The 24,246-nt window shown below is 72.3% G+C and carries 20 protein-coding genes and 1 riboswitch; of the genes, 13 read left to right on the forward strand and 7 right to left on the reverse strand.

Annotated features, from left to right (window positions below; genetic code table 11):
• Positions 1–304: 304 nt before the first annotated feature.
• Entirely contained in the window at positions 305–2,038 is a 1,734-nt protein-coding gene (locus ACGGAQ_RS08645) for a hypothetical protein (RefSeq protein ID WP_393046018.1), read from the forward strand.
• 109 nt (positions 2,039–2,147) lie between these two features.
• Here the strand turns inward: ACGGAQ_RS08645 and ACGGAQ_RS08650 are convergent, their stop codons facing one another.
• On the reverse strand, positions 2,148–2,657 hold the full coding sequence (locus ACGGAQ_RS08650; RefSeq protein ID WP_393046020.1) for a GNAT family N-acetyltransferase: 510 nt from the start codon (positions 2,655–2,657) through the stop codon (positions 2,148–2,150).
• A 99-nt stretch (positions 2,658–2,756) separates the two neighbouring features.
• On the opposite strand from ACGGAQ_RS08650, the gene ACGGAQ_RS08655 reads away from it, so the two are divergent.
• The 4 genes from ACGGAQ_RS08655 to ACGGAQ_RS08670 are packed head-to-tail and all read left to right on the forward strand — an operon-like array spanning position 2,757 to position 5,550.
• Complete coding sequence (locus tag ACGGAQ_RS08655; protein ID WP_354855107.1) at positions 2,757–3,008, forward strand: acyl carrier protein; 252 nt, start codon at positions 2,757–2,759, stop codon at positions 3,006–3,008.
• Positions 3,005–4,297, forward strand: coding sequence for an AMP-binding protein (locus ACGGAQ_RS08660; RefSeq protein ID WP_393046023.1), 1,293 nt, complete (start codon positions 3,005–3,007; stop codon positions 4,295–4,297). The genes ACGGAQ_RS08655 and ACGGAQ_RS08660 overlap by 4 nt, the downstream gene beginning before the upstream one ends.
• Positions 4,290–5,045, forward strand: coding sequence for an SDR family NAD(P)-dependent oxidoreductase (locus tag ACGGAQ_RS08665; protein WP_354855109.1), 756 nt, complete (start codon positions 4,290–4,292; stop codon positions 5,043–5,045). Before ACGGAQ_RS08660 ends, ACGGAQ_RS08665 begins: the two co-directional genes overlap by 8 nt.
• On the forward strand, positions 5,029–5,550 hold the full coding sequence (locus ACGGAQ_RS08670; protein ID WP_393046025.1) for a hypothetical protein: 522 nt from the start codon (positions 5,029–5,031) through the stop codon (positions 5,548–5,550). Before ACGGAQ_RS08665 ends, ACGGAQ_RS08670 begins: the two co-directional genes overlap by 17 nt.
• A 677-nt stretch (positions 5,551–6,227) precedes the next feature.
• On the opposite strand, the gene pseI is transcribed toward ACGGAQ_RS08670, so the two are convergent.
• Positions 6,228–7,280 (reverse strand): pseudaminic acid synthase, encoded by a 1,053-nt coding sequence (gene pseI / locus ACGGAQ_RS08675; protein WP_393046027.1) that lies wholly within the window; start codon positions 7,278–7,280, stop codon positions 6,228–6,230.
• 133 nt (positions 7,281–7,413) lie between these two features.
• Positions 7,414–8,598: a glycosyltransferase family 2 protein gene (locus ACGGAQ_RS08680; RefSeq protein ID WP_393046029.1), complete on the reverse strand. Its 1,185-nt coding sequence runs from the start codon at positions 8,596–8,598 to the stop codon at positions 7,414–7,416.
• A gap of 247 nt (positions 8,599–8,845) precedes the next feature.
• On the opposite strand from ACGGAQ_RS08680, the gene ACGGAQ_RS08685 reads away from it, so the two are divergent.
• From ACGGAQ_RS08685 to ACGGAQ_RS08705, 5 genes are all read left to right on the forward strand, one after another.
• Entirely contained in the window at positions 8,846–10,039 is a 1,194-nt protein-coding gene (locus ACGGAQ_RS08685) for an acyltransferase family protein (RefSeq protein WP_393046031.1), read from the forward strand.
• Between the two features lie 92 nt (positions 10,040–10,131).
• Complete coding sequence (locus ACGGAQ_RS08690) at positions 10,132–10,629, forward strand: hypothetical protein (protein WP_393046033.1); 498 nt, start codon at positions 10,132–10,134, stop codon at positions 10,627–10,629.
• A gap of 220 nt (positions 10,630–10,849) precedes the next feature.
• Positions 10,850–11,620, forward strand: a complete 771-nt coding sequence (locus tag ACGGAQ_RS08695; protein WP_393046035.1) for a hypothetical protein — start codon at positions 10,850–10,852, stop codon at positions 11,618–11,620.
• A gap of 285 nt (positions 11,621–11,905) precedes the next feature.
• A riboswitch (cyclic di-AMP (ydaO/yuaA leader) is annotated at positions 11,906–12,046 on the forward strand.
• 232 nt (positions 12,047–12,278) lie between these two features.
• A complete protein-coding gene (locus ACGGAQ_RS08700; RefSeq protein ID WP_393046037.1) occupies positions 12,279–13,121 on the forward strand; it encodes a C39 family peptidase in 843 nt (280 codons plus the stop codon).
• Between the two features lie 125 nt (positions 13,122–13,246).
• Positions 13,247–13,993 (forward strand): alpha/beta fold hydrolase, encoded by a 747-nt coding sequence (locus tag ACGGAQ_RS08705; protein ID WP_393046039.1) that lies wholly within the window; start codon positions 13,247–13,249, stop codon positions 13,991–13,993.
• Positions 13,994–13,997: 4 nt separating this feature from the next.
• On the opposite strand, the gene ACGGAQ_RS08710 is transcribed toward ACGGAQ_RS08705, so the two are convergent.
• The 4 genes from ACGGAQ_RS08710 to ACGGAQ_RS08725 form a co-directional block, all read right to left on the reverse strand.
• Positions 13,998–15,668, reverse strand: a complete 1,671-nt coding sequence (locus ACGGAQ_RS08710; protein ID WP_393046041.1) for a CDP-glycerol glycerophosphotransferase family protein — start codon at positions 15,666–15,668, stop codon at positions 13,998–14,000.
• Between the two features lie 39 nt (positions 15,669–15,707).
• On the reverse strand, positions 15,708–17,213 hold the full coding sequence (locus tag ACGGAQ_RS08715) for a D-ribitol-5-phosphate cytidylyltransferase (RefSeq protein WP_393046043.1): 1,506 nt from the start codon (positions 17,211–17,213) through the stop codon (positions 15,708–15,710).
• 145 nt (positions 17,214–17,358) lie between these two features.
• Complete coding sequence (locus tag ACGGAQ_RS08720; RefSeq protein ID WP_393046797.1) at positions 17,359–18,168, reverse strand: ABC transporter ATP-binding protein; 810 nt, start codon at positions 18,166–18,168, stop codon at positions 17,359–17,361.
• Positions 18,169–18,172: 4 nt separating this feature from the next.
• On the reverse strand, positions 18,173–19,069 hold the full coding sequence (locus ACGGAQ_RS08725; RefSeq protein WP_393046045.1) for an ABC transporter permease: 897 nt from the start codon (positions 19,067–19,069) through the stop codon (positions 18,173–18,175).
• Between the two features lie 217 nt (positions 19,070–19,286).
• Here ACGGAQ_RS08725 and ACGGAQ_RS08730 point away from each other — a divergent pair, with 217 nt between their 5' ends.
• From ACGGAQ_RS08730 to ACGGAQ_RS08740, 3 genes are all read left to right on the forward strand, one after another.
• Positions 19,287–19,886 carry a TetR/AcrR family transcriptional regulator gene (locus ACGGAQ_RS08730; RefSeq protein WP_393046799.1) on the forward strand — a complete coding sequence of 200 codons (600 nt, stop codon included), beginning with the start codon at positions 19,287–19,289 and terminating at the stop codon, positions 19,884–19,886.
• 273 nt (positions 19,887–20,159) lie between these two features.
• Positions 20,160–22,148 (forward strand): DUF6077 domain-containing protein, encoded by a 1,989-nt coding sequence (locus ACGGAQ_RS08735; RefSeq protein WP_393046047.1) that lies wholly within the window; start codon positions 20,160–20,162, stop codon positions 22,146–22,148.
• A gap of 307 nt (positions 22,149–22,455) precedes the next feature.
• On the forward strand, positions 22,456–24,213 hold the full coding sequence (locus ACGGAQ_RS08740; protein WP_393046049.1) for a CDP-glycerol glycerophosphotransferase family protein: 1,758 nt from the start codon (positions 22,456–22,458) through the stop codon (positions 24,211–24,213).
• Positions 24,214–24,246: the final 33 nt, after the last annotated feature.

The following is a 24,246-nucleotide window of genomic DNA, read 5'->3' on the forward strand; positions in this document are numbered from 1 at the left end:
GCTAACCCCGGCGGGTTAACGCCTCGGCGCTCGCGGGTTAACCGCTGCCCCTGCCGTCGTGAATGGCGGGCAGCGCGCGGGCGAACACTTCCAACCGTCCGGAAAGCGGGCTGACCAGGCCGGAAACGGCCGCTACAGTGGCCGCGCGAGCGACCCGCAGCCTCTGCGCGCCGTCGTTTCCCGCGTTCACCCGACATCCGCACCGCCTCGGTGCGAGCGGGTCATCCCCGAGCGTCACCGGCCGGTCGGCGTGCCCACCGGCGGGCACGCCCGTCCGGCACGGCCGGCAGTTCAGGAGGCGTTGATGACATCCGGCAGCGACGTGATGGAACGGCCCGCGGTCCCGACCGGGACACCGCCCGCGACACCCGCGCGCCGGTGGCTGATGCCGCTGCTGCTGTTCGTCGGCTGGGTGCTCAGCGTCGCCTGGCGGATGTGGCTGTCGCGGCACATCGCGCTGCCGATCGCCCACACCGACGAGGACAGCTATCTGAACACCGCCCGCGCCCTCGCTGGCGGACCGGGCGGGTTCAGCAGCGAGAACGACCTGCTCCGCCGCGTCGGCTACCCGATGCTGATCTCGCCCGCGTTCCTTGGCCACCACGACTTCGCCGACAGCTACCGGCTGGTCCAACTGATCAACGCGATGGTCAACTCCGCGCTGCTGCCGCTGGCGTACCTGCTCGGCCGCCGGGTGCTCCGACTGCCCCGCGCGTCCGCGCTGCTCGCGGCGGTGGTGGCGGCCACGCTGCCGGCCACCGCCTTCTACGCCGGCGTCGCCATGATCGACACGGTGATGGCGCCGCTGGTGGTCGCCTGGCTGCTCGCCGTACACCGTTGGATCGAGCGTCCCGGCCCGCTCGCCGCGGCCACCGTAGGCCTGCTGGTGGGCGCGTTCCACCTGCTGCACTCGCGCGGCCTGGTGATCGTGGCGGTGCACGCCGGGCTGGTCCTGCTGCTGTTCGTCCGCCGCCGGATCACCGCGGTCGCGGTGCTCGCGGCGCTGCTGCCGGTGTTGGCCATGGCGTTGGTAAACCAGGCCGGCATCCACGTCCTCGGCGACAAGGTCTACCTGCTGGGCAGCACCCCGGGCGGCGGCACGGTCGCCGCGGTCGCCTCGGCGCAGGGGGTGGTCCGCGTCGCGGCGGCCGTCACCACCCAGCTCTGGTACCTCGTGGTGATCACGTTCGGCCTGGCCGGGGTCGCCTGGGCCGCCGCCGTCAAGGAACTGTGGCGCCCGCGCCAGGGCGACGCCATCCGCTGGACGATGGGTGTGGCGCTGGTGGTCACTGTCGGGGTGGCCGGCGGCGCATCGGTGATCCTCGCCGGGATCACCGGCAAGCCGCTGGACGCGATCTATGGCCGCTACGTGCAGATGCTGGCCCCGTTCTGGCTCCTGGTCGGGCTCGGCGTGCTGTTCACCGCGGAGCGTCGGGTGGTGCTGCGCCGGGCGGCGGTCGCGGTGGGCCTGCTGGTCGCCGGTGGCGCGTTGGTCGCCGTCCGACTCGCGTACGTGGCCAGCCGGGGGCACTCGCTGCGCTACGGCGGCTTCGGGGCACCGGACCTGATGGCGTTGACCGGCGGCTGGCGGGAGATGCGTCCGGTGGTCGGGTCGCTGCTCGGCATCGGCGCGTGTGTGCTGCTCGTGGCCGCGGTCCGGGTGCCCCGGCTGCGATTGCCGGTGCTCGGCGCCCTGGTCGTGGTCAACCTCGTCACCATGCAGGTGATCGACCAGCGGCTGGTGCGGCCGATGGCGGCGAGCACCGCGCCGACCCCCCGGGTCGCCGACGTCGGGGTACGCCCCGGCGAGCGCGTCTGGGCCTCCACCGGCGTGCACTACATCCTGCGGTTCAATCTCAGCCACCAGGTGACCTGGACCGATGTGCGGTGGTTCCGCGAGCAGCCGCCCGCCGCCGCGCAGGTGGTGTTCACCCGCTGGGCGCCCGGCCAACCGGACGACTGGGACGGCGCGAAGTACGGCTTCGTCCGGCTCGGCGGCAACGCGCAGCAGCACTGGGCGGCCTGGCGCCGAGTCTGACCCGTGGACCCCTTCCGCCCGGTGGACATCGTGTTTCGTGAACGGCGGATGTCCACCGGGCGGACGGGCAGTTAATAGTGTCGGGCCGGTTCGAGAATTGCGCCGACAATCAGCGCTGGCGGCGGTCCTGGAGTGCCAACGAAATCGGGATGACGGTGATTTCCCGACCATCGGACAGTTCCTGTCGCGGTGTGCCCTCGACGAATCGGAAACGCCGGTTCATCTGCCGCACCACGGTGTTGTGTTCCAGCACCTCCCCGTCGAGCCGCACCAGGTGCAGCCCGTCGAAGGCGTACTCCACGGCCTCCCGCATTACCCCGAGCCAGGCCGGCAGCGTCTCGCCCCGCTCGGCCAGCCCGTCAGCGTCCAGATAGAAGCCCCACGCGCCGGTACGCGGGCCGTCCAGCCGCAGGTCGAAGAAGGTGACCACGCCGCAGGGCCTGTCGTCGCGGACGTACACCAGCACCCGCCGCGTCGGGTCGTCGCGCACCGCCGACCACCACCGGGCGTGCTCCTCGGCGGTGATTTCGTGGCTGGTCTTGCTGACCTGACGGTTGGTTTCCTGATTACGCCAGGACAACATCAGATGAACGTCGTCCGCCGTCGCTTCGCGCAGCACGTGCTCTCTCTTTCCTGTCTGTTCACGTCGGGTCCCGGCACCTTACCCGGGCCTACCGGGAAAGCAGTTATCCATTCGCTGGGTTGTAGACTCCGGCGCATGAACGAATTGAGTCGCGCGCAGATCCGCGACCTCATGGCTCAGGTGCTGAAGAACCAGGACAAGGAGTTGCCCGCGGACGACGCGGCGCAGCTGCGGGACATCGGCTTCCGGTCACTGGACTTCTCCGAACTGGCCCTGCGGGTGGAGGACGAGACGGGGGAGGAGCTCAACTTCGACGCCCCTGGCCTGCGCCGCATCGCCACCGTCGGCGACGTCCTCGACTTCCTCGTCGAGCTCCAGCAGCAGTGACCGTCGCGACACCCCGTCCGGCGGCCGCGGGCTCAGAGCCGGCCGGCGTCGACAACCGCCTCGTCGTCGGCGGCGCCCCGCTGACCTGGCGGACGTTGCCGACGCCGACGCTGCCCGACCCCGCCGCGGTGCTGGCGCACTCCGCCGGGCAGGCGCTCGCCGCCGCGCGGCAGCACGCCGTGCACGGCACCGAGCTGCTGCTCAGCACCGCGAGCCGGGTCGACGCGACGATGCGCGCCGAGCTGCGGGACGCCGGGTTCACCGTCACCGTCCTCGACGACGACGGCGTGCATCCCAGCGCGCCGACCCGCCCTCGTGCCGCCGAGCCCGGCCGGCTGTGGCTGCTCACCTCCGGGTCGACGGGGCGCCCCAAGCGGGTCGGCCACACCCTCGACACGTTGACCACCGTGCGGGCCGACCAGCCCGACCGGACCTGGCTGTGCCCCTACGCCCCCGGCACGTACGCCTGGTGGCAGGTGGTGACCCTGTCGCTGACCCAGCCCGGTCAGCATCTGGTGGTGGTCGAGCCCGACGAGCTGGACGACTGGCCCGTGGTCGCCGCCGCGCACGGGGTCGACGCGGCGTCCGGCACGCCGACCTTCTGGCGGCGCACCCTCTACCGGGACGCCGCCGCGCTGGCCCGGGTGCCGCTGCGCCAGCTCACCCTGGGTGGGGAGCCGGTGGACCAGGCGATCCTGGACCAGCTGCGGGAGGTCTTTCCCGCCGCCCGGATCTCCTGGATCTACGCGTCCTCCGAGGTCGGAGCGTCCATCGTGGTGCACGACGGGCGGGCCGGGTTCCCGGTCGAGTGGCTGGACCGGGAAACCGCGGGCCGACCCACCATCTCCGTCCACGACGACGAGCTGGTCGTCACCTCCCCGTACCACGGGGCCGGGTTGGCCGGCCCGGTCCGCACCGGGGACCGGGTGCAGGTGGTCGACGGGCGAGTGCTGATCACCGGCCGACTGGACTCCGACGAGATCAACGTCGGCGGCAGCAAGGTCTCCGCCGGTGTGGTCCGCGGCGTGCTGACCGAGCACCCGAACGTGGCCTGGGCCCGGGTCACCGGCCGCCGGGCTCCCGTGCTCGGGCGGATGGTGGTCGCCGACGTGGTCCTCACCCCGGCTGTCGGTGTTGCCGACCCGACCGACGTTTCCGCCGTCAGCGTGCCCGACGAGGCGGCGCTGGTCCGCTGGTGTGCCGACCGGCTGCCCGAGCACGCGGTGCCCCGCAGGATCCGCGTGCTGACCGAGATTCCCGTCAAGGAGACCCTGAAGAGCGATGTCTGACCCCGCCGACACCCAGCTCGTTCCCCCCAGCTCCGTGGTCCTCGTCTCCGGCGGTTCCCGAGGGCTGGGCCTGGCCATCGTCACCGACCTGCTCGACGCGGGCGTACGGGTGGCCGCGTTCGCCCGTACCGTCACCCCGGAGCTGGAGAAGCTCGCCGCCGAGCACCCCGACCGGGTGCACGTCGGCTCGGTCGATGTCACCGACCTGCGTGCCGCCCAGGGCTTCGTCCGCGAGGTGGAGCAGCGTCTCGGCCCGATCGACGGCATCGTCAACAACGCCGCCGTCGGGCAGGACTCGCTGCACGTGCACACCGCCACCGACGACATCGCCCGGATCATCGAGACCAACCTGACCGCGCCGCTGCAACTGACCCGGCTGGTGATCCGCCGGATGCTCGGCAAGGGGTTGCGCGGCCGGATCGTCAACATCACCTCGATCTGCGCGCAGCGCGGCTTCCCGGGCCTGGTCGCGTACTCGGCGACCAAGGGCGGCATGGACGCCGCCACCCGCTCGCTAGCCCGGGAGCTCGGCGGCCGGATGCTGGTCAACGCGGTCGCGCCCGGCTTCTTCGCCTCGGAGATGTCCGCCGTGCTCGGCCCGACCCAGCTCGACCAGATCGTGCGCCGCACCCCGTCCGGCCACCTGACCGAGCCGGTGGAGGTCGTACCGGTGGTGCGGATGCTGCTGCGTGAGCACACCAACATCAACGGCCAGGTCATCGTGGTAGACGGTGCCGCCTCCATCTGACCTGCGGCCGGTACTGTCGGCGGCGCCCGGTCTGGTCGACGCCGGCCCGGTCGACGCTGGCCCGGCCGCGCCGCCGCCGTCGTCCGGGACGGCACGCCCGGTGCCGGGACTGCTCGCCAGCGCCGAACGGCATCTACGGATCGGTACGCCCGCCGAGCTGGCCGACGCGACGACCCGCAGCCATCTCGACGACGGACGCTGCGTCGGCTGGTACGGCCCGCTGGTGCCGGGCTGGCGCGCGGCCATCGACGCGGAGCGCGCCGACGCCCCGGTGCCCCCGGCGCTGGCCCGGCGCTTCGGCGCGGGTGACTTCTGGGCCCGGTGGACCCGGGCCGAGTGCTGCTGCAAGTTGGCCGATGTGCCCATCGCGACCTGGTGGCGCCGGCACGGCCTGGGCACTCCGGTGGACGGCACCATCCTCTGGCGCACCCTGCGCGTCGCCGACCTGGTGGTCACCGTCGGCTTCGCCCCCCGCCAGTACGCCGGACCAACCCACCGCGACTGACGCTCGGAACGCCGCAGCTGTCGGCCCGTGTCGGTGTCGCCGCAGCTGTTGGTGTTGTGCCGGTGGCGTCGCAGGTGTCGGCGTGCGTCGGTGGCGTCGCAGGTGTCGGCGTGCGTCGGTGGCGCCACGGCCTTTTGGTGTTCTGCCGGTGCTGCCGCAGCTGTCGGGGTGCGGCGGTGCTGCCGCGGCTGTCGGCGTGCGGCGAGGGCTGCCGCAGGTGTCGGTGGTGCCTGTCGAGCTGCCCCGAATATGGGGCAGTACCGGGAGCACACGCCATGCCCCACCTATGGGGCAGCTCGACAGGACGCAAACGGGGTCGTGCCGGGCGGAGCGTGGCCGCTCGTCATGTGTGGCGCAGCGCGGCCGCGGCCGACCCGGCCCAACCCCGCCGGCTTCAGCCCAGGCCCCGCTGCTGTCAGCCCAGGCCCCGCTGCTGTCAGCCCAAGCCCGCCGGCGTCAGCCCAGGTCCGCCCGCGTCAGCTCAGCTCCGCCGATATCAGCCCAGCAAGCCAGCCCAGCCCAGTCCAGTCAGCTCAGCTCAAACCCCAGCCGGCTCAGGCCAGCAAGCCAGCTCAGTCCTGCCAGCTCAGCTCGACCCCAGCCAGCTCAGCCCAGTCACACGGTTGAGCTGAGCTGAGCTGAGCTGAGCTGAGCTGAGCCGGGTCGGGCCGGGTCGGTCAGATCAGGTCCCAGCTCAGCGGGGTACCGCGCGGTACGTCGGTGGCGAAGGTGCGGCCCAGCACCCGCTCGATCTCCACCGGAGCCAGCCCACCGGCCGGCCGGATCGACCGGACGTTCCGTGCGGTCACCGGGTCGCCGGCCCGGACGTCCTCGACCACGAACAGCGAACGGCGGAACCGCAGCCCCTCCCGCTCCGCAGGGGTCGGGCCGATCGCGGTGCCACCCAGCGCCGCGTACGCGCGGCCCGACTCGGCGACCAGCGCCGTCAGCTCCGCCGGGTTCAGCGAGAAGTCCGAGTCGACGCCGCCGTCGGCTCGGTCCAGGGTCACGTGCTTCTCGATGAAGCAGGCTCCCAGCGCCACCGAGGCGACCGCCACGCCGATCCCGGGCGTGTGGTCGGAGAGCCCGACCGGGACGTCGAACGCGCCGGCCAGCACCGGCAGGCGGCGCAGGTTGCTGTCGGCGGGCGGCGCCGGGTAGGACGCGGTGCAGGCCAGCAGGACGATGCCCGCCGCGCCACCGTCGCGGGCGGTCCGCACCGCGGCGTCGATCTCGGCCACCGTCGCCATCCCGGTCGAGATCACCATCGGCTTGCCGGTGCTGGCCACCAGCCGGATCAGCGGCAGGTCCACCAGCTCCGAAGAAGCGATCTTGTACGCCGGCGCGTCCAGCGACTCCAGCAGCTCCACGGCGGTCGCGTCGAACGGTGACGAGAAGACCGTCAGCCCCCGCTCACGGGCCCGGGCGAAGATCGGGGCGTGCCACTCGTACGGAGTGTGCGCCCGCTCGTAGAGGCGGTACAGGTTCTCCCCGCCCCACAGCTCGTGCCCGCTGGAGATGCGGAACGCCGGGGTGTCGACGTCGATCGTGATCGTGTCCGGCCGGTACGTCTGGAGCTTGAGCGCGTGCGCCCCGCTCTCGGCCACCGCGTCGACGATGGCCAGCGCCCGGTCCAGGTCGCCGTTGTGGTTACCGGACATCTCGGCGACCACGAAGGGTCGCTCCCCGGCACCGACCGCGTGCGGTCCGATCTTGATTGTCGCCGTCATTCCGACCTCTGCTCAGGTACGCCCGCACCGGGGTGCGGTGGTGCTGTCATCGTCCACCCGACGGGCGGACGACCTGGAAAACTCCGGCGCCGAGAGCCGACGTGGCTCCCGGCGTGCGGTGCGGTGCGACGGGTCACGACAGGCGGCCGCCGGCCAGCGCGTCCGACCGGTCCGGGGTGACCTCGCCGGCCGTGTGCCCGGCGTCCGACGTGCTCGCGGGCGCCGCCGGTCGGGAAGGGTCGTCGTCGGCCGGCGGCGACCCGGTGCTCGCGTCGGCACCACCGGCCGGGCCGGGCCGGCGCAACCGACCCGCGACCCGGTGCGCCTGCCGCAGCGCCGAGTACGCCAGCCAGTCACCGCGCCCCACCAGCCGGTGCTTGAGCCCGGTCACGCCCGAGGGCATCGGGTAGCCGCCGGTGGGCAGGTAGCGGCGGTAGTGCTCGGCGACCCGCTGGAAGAAGGCCCGCCGCAGGTGCGGGTGCAGCCGGTCGTCGTTGCCGACCACCACCAGGTAGTGGCTGATCATCAGCTGGAACAGCTCGGCGTGCAGGCCCTCGTCCGGGTACCGGCGGTTGACCCAGTCCATCAGCCGCTCGTACTGGCTGAACGCGTCGAAGTGCCGGCCGCTGCGGGTGGAGGTGATCGCGCCCTGGCGGCCCTGCCGGTACAGGTAGCAGACCCGGTCCAGCACGGAGATCTTCTCCGCGCCGATCAGCAGGGGGTGGCTGAACGGGATGTCCTCGTACCAGCCGGGGAAGAAGCGCAGCTCCAGCTCGTCGAGGAAGGCTCGGCGTACCACCTTGTTCCACGCGGTGTGCTGCACGCGCAGCAGCTGCGGCTGGTCGGCCAGGCGGGCCACGCCCGGTACCCCGCGGAGCAGGTGGCTGCTCGCGTCGGCCTCCCGCCGGCCGTCCTCGTGCACCCGCAGGTGGTCCAGCATCAGCACGTCGGGCTGGTGCTCGCGCAGCCGGTCCAGCACCGCGCCGATCGTGCCCGGCGGCAGCCAGTCGTCGCTGTCGACGAACCAGACGTACCGGCCGGTGGCCACGTCGAGGCCCGCGTTGCGGGCCAGGCCCAGACCCACGTTCTTTTCCAGGTGTACGACGCGCACGCCGTCGCGGCCGGCGACGTAGGACCGCAGCATCGCACCGCAGCCGTCCGGGGAGGCGTCGTCGACGGCGATCAGCTCGACCGCGTCCGACTCACCCGCTGGGATGTCCGCCCGGATCGACTCGAGGCACTGGTACAGGTACGCCTCGACGCCGTAGACGGGCACGACGATGCTCAGCAGCGGCGCGTGCGTCGGCTCATTGACCACGTCGCCACCCTTGACGACGCGGGTGGCCAGCCCCGGAACCGCACGTGGCCGAGGACTGTGGAATCCCTGAACACCCGCGAAGCGGAAGGTTAACAACGGCCGCCCGGTTCACCCGGGAGTGACCCGGTAGGGTGCCTCGGTGCGGTCCTGCCGGGCCGTCGCGGGCGTCGCCGTCGCGCCGTCCGACGCCGCGCGCCGAGGAGGAGACGTACGTGCTGGTGACCCTGCGAAGCGTCGGGACCCCGGCATGACGAGCACCACCGACGCGCCGCCCGCACCGCCCGCGCCCGCTGTCGCCCGGCTGCCCTCACTGACCGGGTTGCGGTGGATCGCCGCGTTGCTCGTCTTCGGCTTTCACGCCGGGACGATGCGGATCATCGCCGAGCCGGACTACAAGGCGGTGGTCGACGCGCTGTTCACCCTCGGCCTGTCCGGGGTGCAGTTCTTCTTCATCCTCAGCGGCTTCGTGCTGGTCTGGTCGGCCCGCCCGGGCGACTCCCGGGCAGCGTTCTGGCGGCGACGGGTCGCGAAGATCTATCCGAACCACCTGGTGCTGTGGGCGGCCGCGCTACTGGTCGCCTGGTGGTTCGCCGACCCCATCCTGCCGGCGGCCGCCCTGGAGAACGTACTGCTGTTGCAGGCGTGGGACCCCCGGCCGGGCTGGTTCTACAGCATCAACACGGTGAGCTGGTCGCTGTCCTGTGAGTTCTTCTTCTACCTGTGCCTGCCGCTGGCGCTGCCCCTGCTGCGCCGCGCCCGGCCGTCGGTGCTCTGGACGCTGATCATCGCGCTGCCGCTGCTGATCCTCGCGCTCTGGCCGGCGCAGCACCTGGTGCCCGAGGTCAGCCGCTGGTGGTTCACCCAGGTCTTCCCGCCGGCGCGGTCGCTGGAGTTCTGGCTGGGCGCGGTGGCGGCGGAACTGATGCTGCGCGGCCTCTGGCGCGGGCCGCGGCTGACGGCGGCCACCGCGATCTTCGTGGTCACCTGGGTGACCGCCGCGCAGTGGATCCCCGCCCAGTGGTGGACCACGCTGCTCGCCATCGCGTACCTGCTGGTGATCACCGCTGCCGCCGACGCGGACGTGCGGGGCCGGCGCTCGCCGTGGCGCTCCCGCCCGCTGGTCTGGCTCGGCGAGGTCTCCTTCGCCTTCTACCTGGTGCACGTGCTGGTCATGACGAGCGTGCTGCGCCTTAGCGGCGACTGGGGGACCGGCTTTCGGGGCTGGCGCGGCCCGGCGGTGGTGCTCGGGTTCCTGCTGGTGAATCTGGTGCTCGCCGGGCTGCTGCACCGCTACGTCGAGACCCCGATGATGCGCCGGCTCGCGCCGCGCCGCCCGAAGCCGCCGTCGGCCGTCCCTCCACAGCGCACCGGCGACACCGACGACTGGGCCTCCGGCGCCGGCCGGACCGACGAACAATCGACGTACGCGGACTCGCGCTGACCCATCCGCGCAGGCCGGACGCGGTCGGCGCGGCGCGAGCCGACACGCCCGGCGTCGATGCGCACGGTCGTCGTCGGCGGTAGCGTGGGGACGTGCTTCCGGTCGCGCTCACCTGTCCCCTGTGGTGGGTGGCGCGCTGGGCGACCCGGGTGCTGACCAGCCTCGCCGTCATCGCCGCCCTCGCGCTCGGCGCGACCACGGCCCTTCCGGGGTCGCCAACGCCAGCCGCTGCGGCGACGTCCGCCGTCGCGCCGCCCGCGTCGCCCGACCGACCCGCCGCCGTGACCAGCACCGGGCCCGCGACGTCCATCGTCGACGACGACCAGACCGCCGCCCGCGACAGCGCCACCCAGGAGCGGGCAGCCCGCGACAGCGCCGCCGCTGACGAGTCCGCCGCCGTTGACGAGTCCGCCGCGGTGTGGTCCGGCGACCCGCAGCCCGCGCTGCACGACACTTCGCGCACCCTGGCCGCCACGTCGACCGGTGTGACGCCGGGGCGGGCGGTCTCCGAGCGGTCACTCCGCGCCGACAATCCGGCCGCCCGCGCTCCTCGGGCCCCACCGGAGCACCGGATCACAGCGGGCCGCTGACCGCGCACCGGCTCCTGACCCGCGCTGGGTCACTGACCTCCGCGCCGGCCAACTGACCACCGCACCGGCTGCTGAGCCGCCCCGCCGGAGCACCGAGGCCCTGAGCGAGCGTCCCGCCACCCGCACCTGTCGACACACCAGTCCGTACCGGCCGACCCGTGGGTCACCGACCCTCGTGCGGCTTCCCCGTCGCAACGCGCTTTCTTCCGAGGTGCCGACCATGGAGACCGTCGTCTTCTACCAGTTCCTGACCGAGGTGCCCCAGGCCGCCGCCATCTGGTCGGCCCTGTTCCTGCTGGCGCTGACCGTTCTCGCCGTGCTGGTCGCCCGCCCGGAGCGGGATTCGACCGCCTCCGAGCCGACGCCGCCGCCGCCCACCGCACAGGAGGTGGCCGCCGCCGAACTCGCCGACCTGCGCCGCTACGCCGAAGAGGTGGCCGTGGCCGCGGCCCGCGCGGCGCAGACCGCCCGGCGACGACGCGCTGACTGGCTGATCACTCAGGAAGAGGCGCAGGTCGCCTGGTCCCGGTACGACGAGGCGGACACCGCAGCCCGTCGGTTCGCCGCCGCCGGGGCGCTGCCGACCCCGCGTACCCCGCACACCCCGGCCGAGTACGCGGCCCGGGAGCGCTACCTGCACCGTGCCGCGATGGCGGCGCACTGGCGCGGCGAGTTGACCATGACTCAGCTCGGTGACGTGTTCGGGCACCGGCGCGGCTGGGATCCCCGCCGGCATCCGGTCGAGCAGGAGGTGCTGCTCACCCGGGCGATCCGTGACGCGAGGCTGGCCGACCACCGGGCCGCTGCCGAGCGGGAGCGGTCGGCCTGGCGGGACGCCGAGCTGGCGGCCGAGTCGGCACGCACGCTCGCCGAGGAGGCGTACGCGGCGGCGGTCCGGTTGCGGCCGAACCCGTCGCCGTCGCGCCGCATGACGACCCGGGCGTCGCGCTCGGCAGTCGTGACACGCTGGCGTCCGGCCCGGGTCGGTTGAGCCCGATCTGTTATGTGAGGCCCGTCACGGACGATGGAAATCGGGCGACCGGCACCATCGGCGGCCATTGTTCCCGCGATTGTGGCGGCGTTGCCGGCGGCCTGTCCGGTTGTCGCCCATCGGCGCCTCCGGAACCGGTTGTCCCATCGAGTCACGTCAGCGGCAATACGCGCAGAAATTGCTGTGCCAAACGATGTTTACGCAGGTGGACGCGGCTTGGCAGGGTCCGCACCGGCCAGTACTGTCGTGCTGTCCGGTGCGGTAACCGATCGCAGGAGGCGACGCCGTGCCGACCCGCTCAATCGTGATCTACGAACCGGGGACCCACAGTAAGTCCGGGGTGAATCCGCGAGCCACGGCCCGCGGTAGGGCGATCTTCCCGCCCGAATCCGTCAGCTAACCCGGTAGGCGGTGACGGAAGGAGTTCCATCCTCGTGCAGCACCTTTCCACCCCTCGGTTGTTCCCCCGCCTCCACGGCGTCGCGGTGCCCCCGCTCATCCGCCTTGTGACGGTGAGCTGACCCCCCGGGTCACCGCCTTTCCCGCCCGGCCGCGCCGGGCGTTCCCCTGAGCGGTTCACCATCCGCGGACCACGGTTCGCGCGCTGGCGCCTGCCCGGATACCGGCCGAGCCCGGTGTGCCGCTCGCCCCCCGAACCGTGGAGGACCCCGTGAAGCACACCCTGCAGCGTCAGCTCCGTCGCCTCGCGACCGAGCGCCCGTACCAGATCGTCGCCGCCTCCGCCGCGGCCCTCGCGATCGCCACCACGACCGGCGCCCTGCTCGCCGGCGCCGAGGGCGCCCCGGCCAGCGAGCACACCGCGACCACCGTCGCCGAGATGCGCAGCGACACGATCGCGTCCCGCGACCAGGCACGCGTCGCCTCCCCCTCGGCCGCGCCGAGCACGGCCGCCCCGGCCACCAGCGCCGCATCGCCCGCCGCGAAGGCCACGAGCAACCCGGACCTCACCCGTAAGCCGACGCCGCCGAAGCCGCCCGCGACCAAGGTGCTCGACTACGACTACGAGGCGCAGAACACCTACTACAACTGCGGCCCGGCGGCCACCCGCAACGCCCTCAGCGCCACCGGCATCGACCGTACGCAGGAGGAGCTCGGCGCCGAGCTGGGCACCACCGAGATGGGCACCAACTCGGCCGAGGACACCACGCGGGTGCTCAACGCCGAGGTGAAGGGCTCCCCGTACCAGACCCGGATGTTCGCGGGCGCGCCCAGCCCGGCGCAGATGGACCGCCTCCAGGCCGACGTCGTCAAGGCCATCACCGACGGCCGGGGCGTGGTCGCCAACGTCGTCGGGGACGCCACCGACACCAATGGCGGCTGGCACTCCTACGGCGGTGGGCACTACATCGCCGTCGTGGGCTACAAGGACAACGGCCGGACCGTGCGGATCGCCGACTCGGCCAACGCAGCCGACCCGGCGTACTGGATCACCACGATCGACCTGGCCAACTGGATCGCCACCCGGGGCTACTCCGCCTGACCCAGGCGCTGACGCCTACGACGCCGCGGGCGCCGTCCCCCACGAGGGGCCGGCGCCCGCGGCGTCTCGCGTCGATGCCGATGACGGCTCTCGTACCGGGCCGCGAACCGTGGGAGACTGCGGCCGTGGTGGACGAATCGGGTGGTCACGCCGGCCGCGGGCCGGTCCTGCTGCTGCTGCACGGCATGGGAGCGACGGGCGACGTGTGGCTGCCCTGGGCGCCACTGCTGGAGCAGCACTGGCCAGGGCGGTGGTTGGCGCCGGATCTCGCCGGCCACGGCTGGTCGGCCCCGCTGTCGTCGTACTCCTTCGAGGGTCTGGCCCAGCGGATCGCGCAGGGCCTGGCCTTCGACGACCGCATCGTGGTGCTCGGCCACTCGCTGGGTGGGGTGGTCGGCCTGGCGCTGGCGGCCCGCGCCGCCGGGCTGCCGGTGGACGCGGTGGTCGGGTTGGGCATCAAGGCGGTCTGGTCACCCGCCGAGCTGGCCCGGGCCGCGGAGCTCGCCGCCCGCCCGGTCGGTTGGTTCGCCAGCCGCACCGAGGTCGCCCGCCGCTACCTGCGGGTCGCCGGCCTCACCGGTCTGGTCTCCCCGGACCATCCGATGGTGGACGCCGGCCTGCGCCAGGTCGACGGCCGGTGGCGGCTCGCGATGGACACGACCGCGTTCGCCGTCGGTGAGCCCCACCTGACCGCGTTGTTGGCGGCGACCGACGTGCCGGTGGTGCTGGCGCGCGGCGAGCACGACCCGATGGTCACCGACGCACAGCTCAAGGAGTACGGCGTGCCGGTCGCCACGCTGCCCGGTCTCGGCCACAACGCGCACCTGGAGGACCCGGCCGCCGTGCTGGCGCTGCTGGACGCGTACCGCTGAGCTGCTAGACCGGTGCTGACGTGGCCAGGTTCTCCGCCGGCGCCAGCTCTCGGCGCGCGGCCGTCAGGAAAGCCTCGGCGTACGACTCGGCGGGGAAGTCACCCAGGTAGCGGCGGCGGGTGGCCCACCGCTCCTCGGCCAGCGGGTCGGTGTCCAGCAGCGCGGTGAGCACGGCGTCCACATTCGACATGTCGCGCCGCAGCACGTAACCCGACCCGGCCAGCGGGAAACGGTCGGTGAACCGGTCGCCCTCGTCGCCCATGTCGGTCACGGCGTACGGCTTGCCGGAGTAGAGGTAGTCCGAGATCACGCCGGACACGTCGGAGACCAGCGCGTCCGAGCGGTTGACGCAGTCGGTCAGGCTCAGCTCCCGGGCGGCCGCGCCGAAGACGTGCTGCCGCCCGCTGCGGGCCCGGTCAGCGGCCAGCAGCTCGGTCAGCCGGCCCAACTGGCGTGCCGACGCCGGGTTCTGCGCCGTGTACGGGTGGGCCCGCAGGATCACCGTCGCACCGCGCTCCAGCAGCCGTCGCAGCGGCTCCTCGGCCACCGGCAGCGAGCAGTAGTCGACGTCGGCGTGGTGCCCGGTCCAGGTCGGGGTGTAGAGCACCGTCGGGCTCGCGAGGCCGCGCGCCGGCTCCCGGCGTACGTCGATCGACTCAACCTGCGGGCGGCCCACCACCACGAACTTGTCCGCCGGGATCCGCACCCCGGCACGGGCGTACCTGTCGATCGCCGCCGGACCGGCCACGAAGATCCGGTCGAAGATCCCCGAGACCGGGTTGGCGCTCGGCGCCTTGTCGCTGTCGCCGTGGTGCAGCTGGATGTGGGTGAGCTGGGTGAACCGGACGCAGTGGCTGTTCTTCGCCCCGTGGTTGACGTAGAACGCCACCCGCAGGCCCGGCACCAGCGCCTCGTCGATCGCCCGCAGGGTGGGGCAGTAGATCACCGGCGCGTCGGTGGCCGCGGCGATGGGCGCCAGGAACTCCGGCTCGCGCACCAGGACCAGGAACGGCCTGCCGATCCGCTCCAGGTACGGCAGCCACATGGTGACCTGGTATTCCGAGCCGGGCGGCGCGGAGAAGTAGAGCAGGAACTCCGGCTGGTGCCGGCGCAGCGCGCGGGCCACCGGCCCACCGCCGACGGTGGGCCGGAACCGCCGCCGGGCCAGATCCAGCGCGACCACCCCGGCGCCGGCGCCCACCAGCAGGCTGACGACGAGCGCCACGACGGCGGGCAGGGTCAGCGCGGCGGCGAGGGCCACCGCCGCGAGCAGCCCCAACAGGGCGACGCCGAGCCGGTCGGCGATCAGCGGGGTCCAGGCCCGTACCGGCAGGTTGGCCGCCCGGACCTCCAGGTTGCCGGCGGTCCGCAGCGGCCCCACCAGCAGCACCAGCCCCAACAGGACCAGCGCCGTGGCGGCCAGCGCCGGCTCGAACCCGTCGTCGAGTCGCCGGGAGTAGCCGACCAGGACCGCCGCGGCGATCAGCGCCGTCTCGGCGACCAGGTCAGCGCCGGGCCGGATCCGCTGCTCGGCGGCCGCCGCGGCCAGCGCCGCGACGGCCAGCGCCAGCCCCCACCCGGTGCCGCCGGTCAGCGCCACCACGACGAACGCCAGCACCGCCAGACCGACGCTCAGGCACCGGGCAAGCAGCTTTCGGACCAGGTCACCACGCATGTCGTTCCGTTCGCCGCCGTCGGAGTTCCGTCGCCCGCGTCAGCTCGCGGAGGTCACGGCCGCCGCCGCCTCGGCCCGCGCCGACTGGGCCGGCACCGACGGACCGTCACCGGGCGCCCGGCGTACGTCGATGACCTGACCGGTCAGGTCGGAGATCAGCACGTCCAGCGACGACTGGGCGACGGCCTCCGCCGCGAGCAGGGTGTGCTCCGGCTCCTCGCCGAACGCCCGGGTCCGCATCGGGGTCGCGGTCCGCTCCGGGTTGATGCAGTTCACGCGGACGCCGACGTCGGCCCACTCGTCGGCGAGCGCCTGGGTCAGGTTGACCAGGGCGGCCTTGGTGGCCGAGTAGAGCGCGTAGCGGGCCCGACCCCGGGTGTACGAGCTGGAGGTGTAGAGCAGCAGCTGACCCTTGGTCTGCTGGAGGTACGGGAGGGCCTGGCGGGCGATGGTCACCGGGCCGACGAAGTTGACCTGCAACAGCCGGTCCATCGTCTCCTCGTCCATCTCGGCCAGGGCGCCCTTCTCCAGGATCCCGGCGGTGACGACCACGTGGTCGATCCGGCCGGTGGCCTCGAAGGCGGTCGTCAGCGCGGCCTCGACGTCCTCGGCGCGCTCCACGTGGGTGCCCGTGGTGGAGCGGCTGAACGGGAAGACCTGCGCGCCGTAGCGCCGGGCCAGCTCGGTCAGCTCGTGGCCGATGCCGTAGCTGCCGCCGAACACCACGATGGTGCGGCCGGTCAGCTCCTCGCTGTAGCTGCGGTGGTCGGTCAGCCGGGGCGCCTGCGCCGCGGCGAGCTGGAAGAGCTTGTCCGCCAGGTGCACGTCGACCGGGTGGGTGACCTTGATGTTCTCGTCCGAGCCGTCGATCACCTTGATCGGGGTGCCCGGCAGGTAGCGCAGCACCACGCCGCAGTCGTCGGTGGCCGCGAAGTCGGGGTCACCCTCGGCGATCCGGTACGCCTCGCGGATGGTGGGGGAGCGGAACGCCTGCGGGGTCTGTCCCCGGCGCAGCCGGGAGCGCACCGGGATGTCGGTGATGCAGTCGTTCTCGTCCACCTGGATGATCGTGTCGGCGGAGGGGATGGCGACGTCGACGGCGTCGTAGGTCCACAGCGCGTTCACGCACTCGCGGACGATCCGGCCGCTGAGCAGCGGGCGCACCGCGTCGTGGAAGAGGATGTTGCAGTCGGCCGGGCCGACGGCGTCCAGCGCGATCCGGGTGGTCGCGTTGCGGGTGTCGCCACCCTCGATCACCTTCGTGACCTTGCGCAGGCCGGCCTTTTCGACGATCTGCCGGGCGTCCTCGACGTGGCCGGTGGCCATCAGCACGATGATCTCGTCGATCTCCGGAGCGGCCTCGAAGACAGCCAGGGTGTGCTCGATGATCGGCTTACCGGCGATCTTCAGCAGCTGCTTGGGGATGCCGAGGCCCAGCCGGGTCCCGGTGCCGCCGGCCAGCACCACGGCCACTGTCCGCGAGGGCCGCCACGGTGCGGGGGTCTCCGTTGCGGCGTCCGGGCCAGTGGTCTGGTCCTGCGTCATTGCCGGATCCTCACTCTCAAGAATTGCGTTAACGGAAGGTTCCGCCCGAGCGGCGACGGAATGAACCTTAACGCGCGGACCGCGCCGCCCCAATGCGAGCGACGCGGTCCTGGTGCCGTGTCGATGCCGGAGGTTGGCCGGCACTCTACTTGCTGTTCGCATACGCCTCGTATGCGCGGATGACCTCGTCGGTGGGGCCGTCCATCCGGAGAACGCCCGATTCCAGCCAGATCGTCCGTTCGCAGGTGTCGCGGACCGACGAGAGCTGGTGGCTGACCAGGAACACCGTGCCGGCGCCCTCGCGCAGCTCACGGACGCGCTGCTCGCTGCGCTTGCGGAACCCCTTGTCGCCGGTGGCGAGCGCCTCGTCGATGAGCAGCACGTCGTGCCTCTTGGCGGCGGCGATGGAGAACCGCAGGCGGGCCGCCATCCCGGAGGAGTACGTGCGCATCGGCAGGCTGGCGAAGTCGCCCCGCTCGTTGATTCCGGAGAAGTCGATGATGCCCGCGGCCTGCTTGGCCACCTCGTCGGGGTGCATGCCCATCGCCAGGCAGCCCAGGACGACGTTGCGCTCGCCGGAGAGGTCGTTGAGCAGCGCGGCGTTCACACCGAGCAGCGACGGCTGCCCCTGGGTGTGGATCGCGCCCCGGTTGACCGGGAGCAGGCCCGCGATGGCCCGCAGCAGGGTGGACTTGCCCGACCCGTTGCTGCCGATCAGCCCGATCGCCTCGCCCCGGTACGCCGTGAACGAGACGCCCTTGACCGCGTGCACCTCCCGGACGTTCGGCGCGTTGGTGCGCTTGACGAGGCGGCGCAGCGCGGCCACCGGAGTGGTGCCACCGGTGGCACCCTGGTGGACCCGGTAGATGATGTGTGCGTCGTCCACCACCACGGTGGGGATCCGCTCCTGCGCCAGCACGGGCAGGGACACGGTCGCCTCGTCGGCGGCCCGCAGGGAATCAACCACGGCCGTACTCCTGTTCGCCGCGCCAGAAGTAGATGTAACCACCGATGCCGGCCACCAGCGCCCACCCGGCGGCGACCAGCCAGAGCTGGGTCAGCGACTCGTTGAGCATCGGCGGCTCGTCCAGCAGCGCGTAACGCGCCAGCTCGATGTAGACCAGCAGCGGGTTGAACTGGACCAGCGTCGCCGCCCAGCCGGGCAGCCGCGCGAAGAGGCTGACGCTGTAGAGGACGCCGGAGCCGTACATCCAGGTACGCATGAGGAACGGCATGACCTGCTTGAGGTCGCTCGCCTTGGAGCCCAACCGGGCGACGATCAGCACCACGCCGGCGTTGAACACCGCTTGGAGCAGCAGGGCCGGCACCAGCACCAGCCACTTCCAGGTGATCGACTCGCCGGTGACCAGCACGATCCCGATCAGCACCACCATCGAGGCGAGCAGTTGCTGGAACTGGGTCACCGTGGTGGACAGCGGCAGGCTGGCGCGAGGGAAGTGCAGGGCCCGGATCAGCCCGAGATTTCCGCTGATCGACTGGGTGCCCGCCAGCACCGCGCTCTGGGTGAAGTTGAAGATGAACAGGCCGGTGGTCAGGTAGCCGATGAAGTTCGGGATCCGGTCGTTCTGTGCCAGCACCACCCCGAAGATCAGGTAGTAGACCGCCGCGTTGGTCAGCGGGGTGAGCACCTGCCAGAGCTGGCCCAGCTTGGCGTTGCTGTACGAGGCGACCAGCTTGGCGTTGGCGTACGCGGCGATGAAGTGCCGGTAGGCCCAGAGTCGGCGGCTGTACTCGGCGAGGGTGGGTCGCTCACCGGCGACCCGTAGCCCGTGCCGAGCGGCCAGCTGCGCCTGGGTCAGGCCCGTATCGGGGTCGACCAGCGCGGTGGTGGCCATGGAAATGGCGCTCCGATCTTTCGTGCAGACGGGTTGCTCGCGACGATGGAATCCTAGTGGGAAGGGTGCGCGGGGCGCCGCCTCGCCGCTGCGTGGACAGTAGTCCGAAACACGTCGGGACGCAACCGTATCGTCGTTGCGCTACTGTAGTGGGCGTGACCTGCGAGAAGAGTCCATGGTGACGACCGAGAAGAGGCGTGTCCCGGCCGGCGCGGCGGTGCTGCGCGACGAGATCACCACGGGCATCCGGCGGGCGCTCATGCAGGAGCTCGCCGCGGTCGGCTACGGCCGGCTCTCCATCGAGGCGGTGGCCCGCCGGGCCGGCGTCAGCAAGACGGCGATCTACCGACGGTGGAGTTCGAAGCTGGACCTGGTGGTGGAGATCGTCGCCGCCGCGGCGCACGGCAAGCTGCCGGTGCTGGACACCGGCACGCTGCGCGGCGACCTCGCGCTGCTGTTCCAGGCGGTGGCGCACGCGCTGCGCCACCCCCTGGCGTCGCAGATCATCCCGGACCTGCTGGCCGAGGCCGCCCGCAACCCGGCCATCGACGAGACCCTGCGTCAGGTGCTGCACGCCCGCCAGCAGGAGATCGGCGGCCGCCTGGTCACCCGCGCCGTGCAGCGCGGCGAGCTGCCCGCCGACACCGACCCGGACGCCGCCGTCGACCTCATCGTCGGCCCGCTCTACTGGCGGCTCGCCATCGCCCGGCTGTCGCTGACCGACAGCTATCTGGACAACCTGGTCGAATCCGTGGCCGCCGGACTCGGCGCGGCCAGGGCCGTACCCCTGCCGCGGGCCACGCCGGTCTCCGGCTGACCGGCCCGTGACACCACCCGCAGCGGGGACCTGACCGGCCACCCTCCTCCGCTAGGCTGCCCCTTTGACACCCGGCCGTCACCGAGCCGACATCCGCTTTTCGCCCTCACATCCGCCGCCGCACGACAAGGACGCCCCGTGACGAAAGTCGAAGACGCTGTTGTGGCACCAGCGCTAGCCGACAGTGATACCTCCGATGGTGCGGGTGTTCGGGGCCAGGGCGACCGCCGGCCCGCACGGGATCGCGGCCTGCTCAGCCGACTGAACGCCGCGGTGGCCGCCACGCCGGTCGTGTTCACCGACGCGGCGGTGGTCGGCTTCGCCATCTGGACGCTGCTCTACCACGTCAACCTCGCCCTCGACCTGCGTCCCTCGGTCGTCTTCATCGCCTGGGTCGTCCTGCTGCCCGTTGTGGCGTACGTGTCCTGGAGGTTCCGACGGCCAGCCACGCGGCTCGCGGGCCCCGCCGACGACGAGACGGTGACCACGCCCGCCGCCGTCGACCGCGCGTCTCTGCTACGTCGCTACGCCCTGCCGGTCGGCGCCGCGATCGGCGCGGCGATGTCCGCAGCCCTCGGCACCGGCACAGTGAGCTGGTGGCTGGCGGCGCTGCTCGGCCTGGTCTCCGTCGTCTCCGCCTGGCTGACCCTGCCCCGCCGCGACTCATCGGCCGGCCCTGGCGACGCGCCACGCGTCCGGGAGACCACGACCACTCCGGCACAGGGATACGTGGTCATCGCCGTCTCCCTGGCCGCCGCCTACTTCGCCACGCTGATCGGCCGGGTGTCGCTCGACGACGTCTTCTACGTCGGCAAGTCCGTCTGGGTCGCCGAGCGCGACGACATCCCGTTCCGGGACTTCCTGTTCAGCGAGGGCGTCCTGCCGGGTGGCTCGGCCAACCCGCCGCTGCCGTCCTTCGAGGTGTTCATCGGGGCGCTCGCTCGTGTCCTGCACATCCACGCCGCGTCGGCGACGTGGTATCTCCTGCTGCCGGTGCTGGCTGTCTTCGCGATCCTGGCGCTGTGGCGGCTCGTGCAGCGGTGGGCGCCGCGGCGTCCGCTTGTCGTGTTCGGCGTGGCGGTGGCCTACATCCTGCTCGTCGCGTACTACGTCGATGCCCTGAACACCTATCACCTGCCCAAGTTGACCCAGGGCAAGAGCGTCTTCGTCCACGCCCTGATCCCGCTCGCCTGGGTGTACCTCACCGACTTCCTGGAGCACCGCTCGCGCCGCGCTCTGGTCCTGCTGACGCTGCTCTCCGTCGCCAGCGTCGGCTACACGACCACCGCGGTGATCCTCCTACCCCTGCTCGCCGCGGCGGCCGGTGTGGTGCTGCTCGCCGCCCGACGGGTGCGGGACGCCGTGCTCTGCGTCGCGGCCATCACGCTCTACCCGCTGCTGTCCGGCTTCCTCGTTCAGGTGCTGCGCGGCGGAGTCGCGGAGGGCGCCGCGGAGTACAACCCGCTGGTGCCGCTGCGGACCATCTACGAGCTGACGTTGTGGCTCGGCGTCCTCGGCGTCATCGGAGGGCTCGCGCTGTGGTGGTCGCCGCTCCTGCTCCGTCGTGGGGTGCCGCAGCAGCTCGCTGCCGGCGCCGCGCTCGCGGTGACGGTGTTGATGGTGCCCGGCCTGTTGAAGCTCGGTGCCGATCTGAGCGGCCTGACGGCGGTGCTCTGGCGGGTGCCCTGGATTCTGCCCGTGCCGGCGCTCGTCGGTGTCCTCGCGGTCATCCGCCTGCCCGGACTGACCCGGGTGAACCGTGTCCTCGCCTTCGCGCTGCCCGTCCTCCTGGTTGTCGCCTTCTTCACGCAGGGTAAGCCGATGTGGAAGGGCGACGTGGTCCAGTCGAAGCCGACCTGGCGGATGCCGGAGACCCGCAAGAACGTGTCCTTCTGGATCAGGAACCTGGACCGCCCCGAGGGTCTGGTGCTCGCCCCGTCGACCATCATGCGGGCACTTCCGCAGGTCACCACGGAGGTCCGGGTGGTACTACCCCGGGACCTGTACCTGTCCGACTACGGCCGGCAGAGCCAGTTCTCCCTGGACCGCCTGTTGTTGACGCAGTTCGCCGATGCCATGCCGGTCCCGATCGACGAGGTGGACGCGGCCATGCGCCGGCTGGGGGTGGGCACGGTCTGCGTGTGGAAGACCAACACGATCGCCGCTGACGCCGCGCCCCGGCTGGGGCTGGAGCTGTTCGCGTCCCGTAAGTCCCCCGGCGGGATGAACTGCTACCGCACCACCAGCAGCGCCGGCGGATGAGCCAGATGCCCGCAATCGCGTCCGATACCCGGGTGATGCCCGCGCGTCCCACAACGTTAAGGTCGCAGTCACACGCGAGCGGTCCGCTGGGGTCGAGGCGGGCCGGCACGCGCGTGGCACACTGAGATTCAGGAGCTTGGACATCCAACGTGGCGTGTGTGTGGGCCGGACCGACCCGGCGGCGCACGAGGCTGCGCACTCCGTGTTGTCGCGCTCGCCCGGCATCGGCCGTCACCCACCCCACTCCGCTTCGCCGTCGAGGGCCCACCCGCTCAGCCGGTCACCACTCGCATAGGGAGCTGTACCTTTGTTCGGCACGTTATCGGGACGCATCGGCGTCGCGGCGCAGAGCGCGCTGCTGGTGTTGTCCTACCTGGTCATGCTCGTCGCCGGCGTCTTCGGTTGGGTCGGCCTGTTCGCCGTCGCCGGACTGGCGGCGGTGCTCGGCGAGTTCGCCGTCGCCCGCTGGTCCCCACCGTCGCAGCTGTTGCTGGAGAAGGTCGGCCTGCACTGGTCGTACCGGCAGTTGACCCGGGACCTGGCGGCCGTGCTGCTGGTGGCCGCGAAGGTCACCCTCGACGGCACCGAGCTGAGCCTCCTGCTGATCCTGCCGGCGGCGGTGTGGGTCGTCTCGGTGTTCGCCGGCGCGCTCTCCACCATGATCGACCGTCGTAACCCGCTGTCGGCCCTGGTGCGCAACATCGAGCTGGGTCCGCTGCGCTCGGCCCCTCGGCCGCCGGCCTGGGCGGCGGCGGTCGCGGGCGAGCGGATGCCCCTGCTCAACGTGCTGCTGGTGCCGGCCGCGGTGGCCGCCGCGGTGCAGCACGATCCGACGCCGTTCCTCGTGGCCGCCACGGTGACGGTGGCGGCGACCGCGGTGGTGGGCGCGATCATCGCGGTGACCTGGCTGCGTGGCCGGGGCTCCGGGCAGGGCCCGTTGCTGCCCGCCGTGCAGCGCTGGCTCGACACGTACCGGCCCGAGGTGGCGCTCTACTTCGCCGGACCGGCCAAGGACGTCTACCAGGCCAACATGTGGCTCGCGCCGACCGAGGCGCTGAACCAGCGCGCGGTGGTGCTGATGCGCAGCCGGGAGGCGTTCAACGAGCTGGCCGACACCCGGCTGCCGGTGATCTGCGTACCGGCCGGGGTGGACTTCATGAACCTCGAACTCGGCAGCGTCCGCGCGGCCCTCTACGCCGCGAACGTCGGCGCGAACATCCACATGCTGCGCGAGCCCGGCATGAAGCACGTCTTCGTCGGGCACGGCGACAGCGACAAGCAGGCCAGCGTCAACCCCTACAGCAAGGTGTACGACGAGGTCTGGGTCGCCGGCTTGGCCGGCCGGGAGCGGTACGCCCGCGCCGGGGTGGGCGTGCTCGACGCGGACATCGTGGAGATCGGCCGGCCGCAGCTGGCCGGGGTGCACACCTTCGGCGCCGAGTCGGTGGACCGGCCGTTCACCGTGCTCTACGCGCCCACCTGGGAGGGTTGGCTCGACGACGACCCGTACCACACCTCGCTGGTGCTGATGGGTGAGCGGATCGTCAAGGGCCTGCTGGCCACCAACCCCCGGGTGCGCCTGGTCTACAAGCCGCACCCGCTGACCGGGTCGCGGTCCAAGGCGGCCAAGGCCGTGCACGACCGGCTGGTGGAGGCGATCCGGGCCGCCGGCGGCAACCCCAACGCCGCGTCCCTGGACGGCACCGCGCACCTCGTGGTGACCGGCCGTACGCCGGGGCTGTTCGACTGCTTCAACCAGACCGACCTGCTGATCAGCGACGTGTCCAGTGTGGTCTCCGACTTCGTGCAGAGCCAGCGGCCGTACGTGGTGGCCAACCCGGCCGGCCTGCCGGAGGACGAGTTCCGCCGGGAGTACCCGACCGCGCGGGCCGCGTACCTGCTGTCCGCCGACTGTGGCGAGCTGGAGAAGATCGTGGCGGTCACCCGGGCTGGCGACGACCCGATGATCGAGGCACGCCGCGACCTGAAGACCTACCTGCTGGGGCCGGCCGAGGCCAACCCCATGGACCGGTTCGCCGAGGAGATCGCCCGCCTCTGCCGCTGACCCGCGTACGACGTCCCGCGCCCGGCCCGACAC

The organism is Micromonospora sp. NPDC047557 (assembly GCF_043205095.1).
GTDB lineage: Bacteria > Actinomycetota > Actinomycetes > Mycobacteriales > Micromonosporaceae > Micromonospora.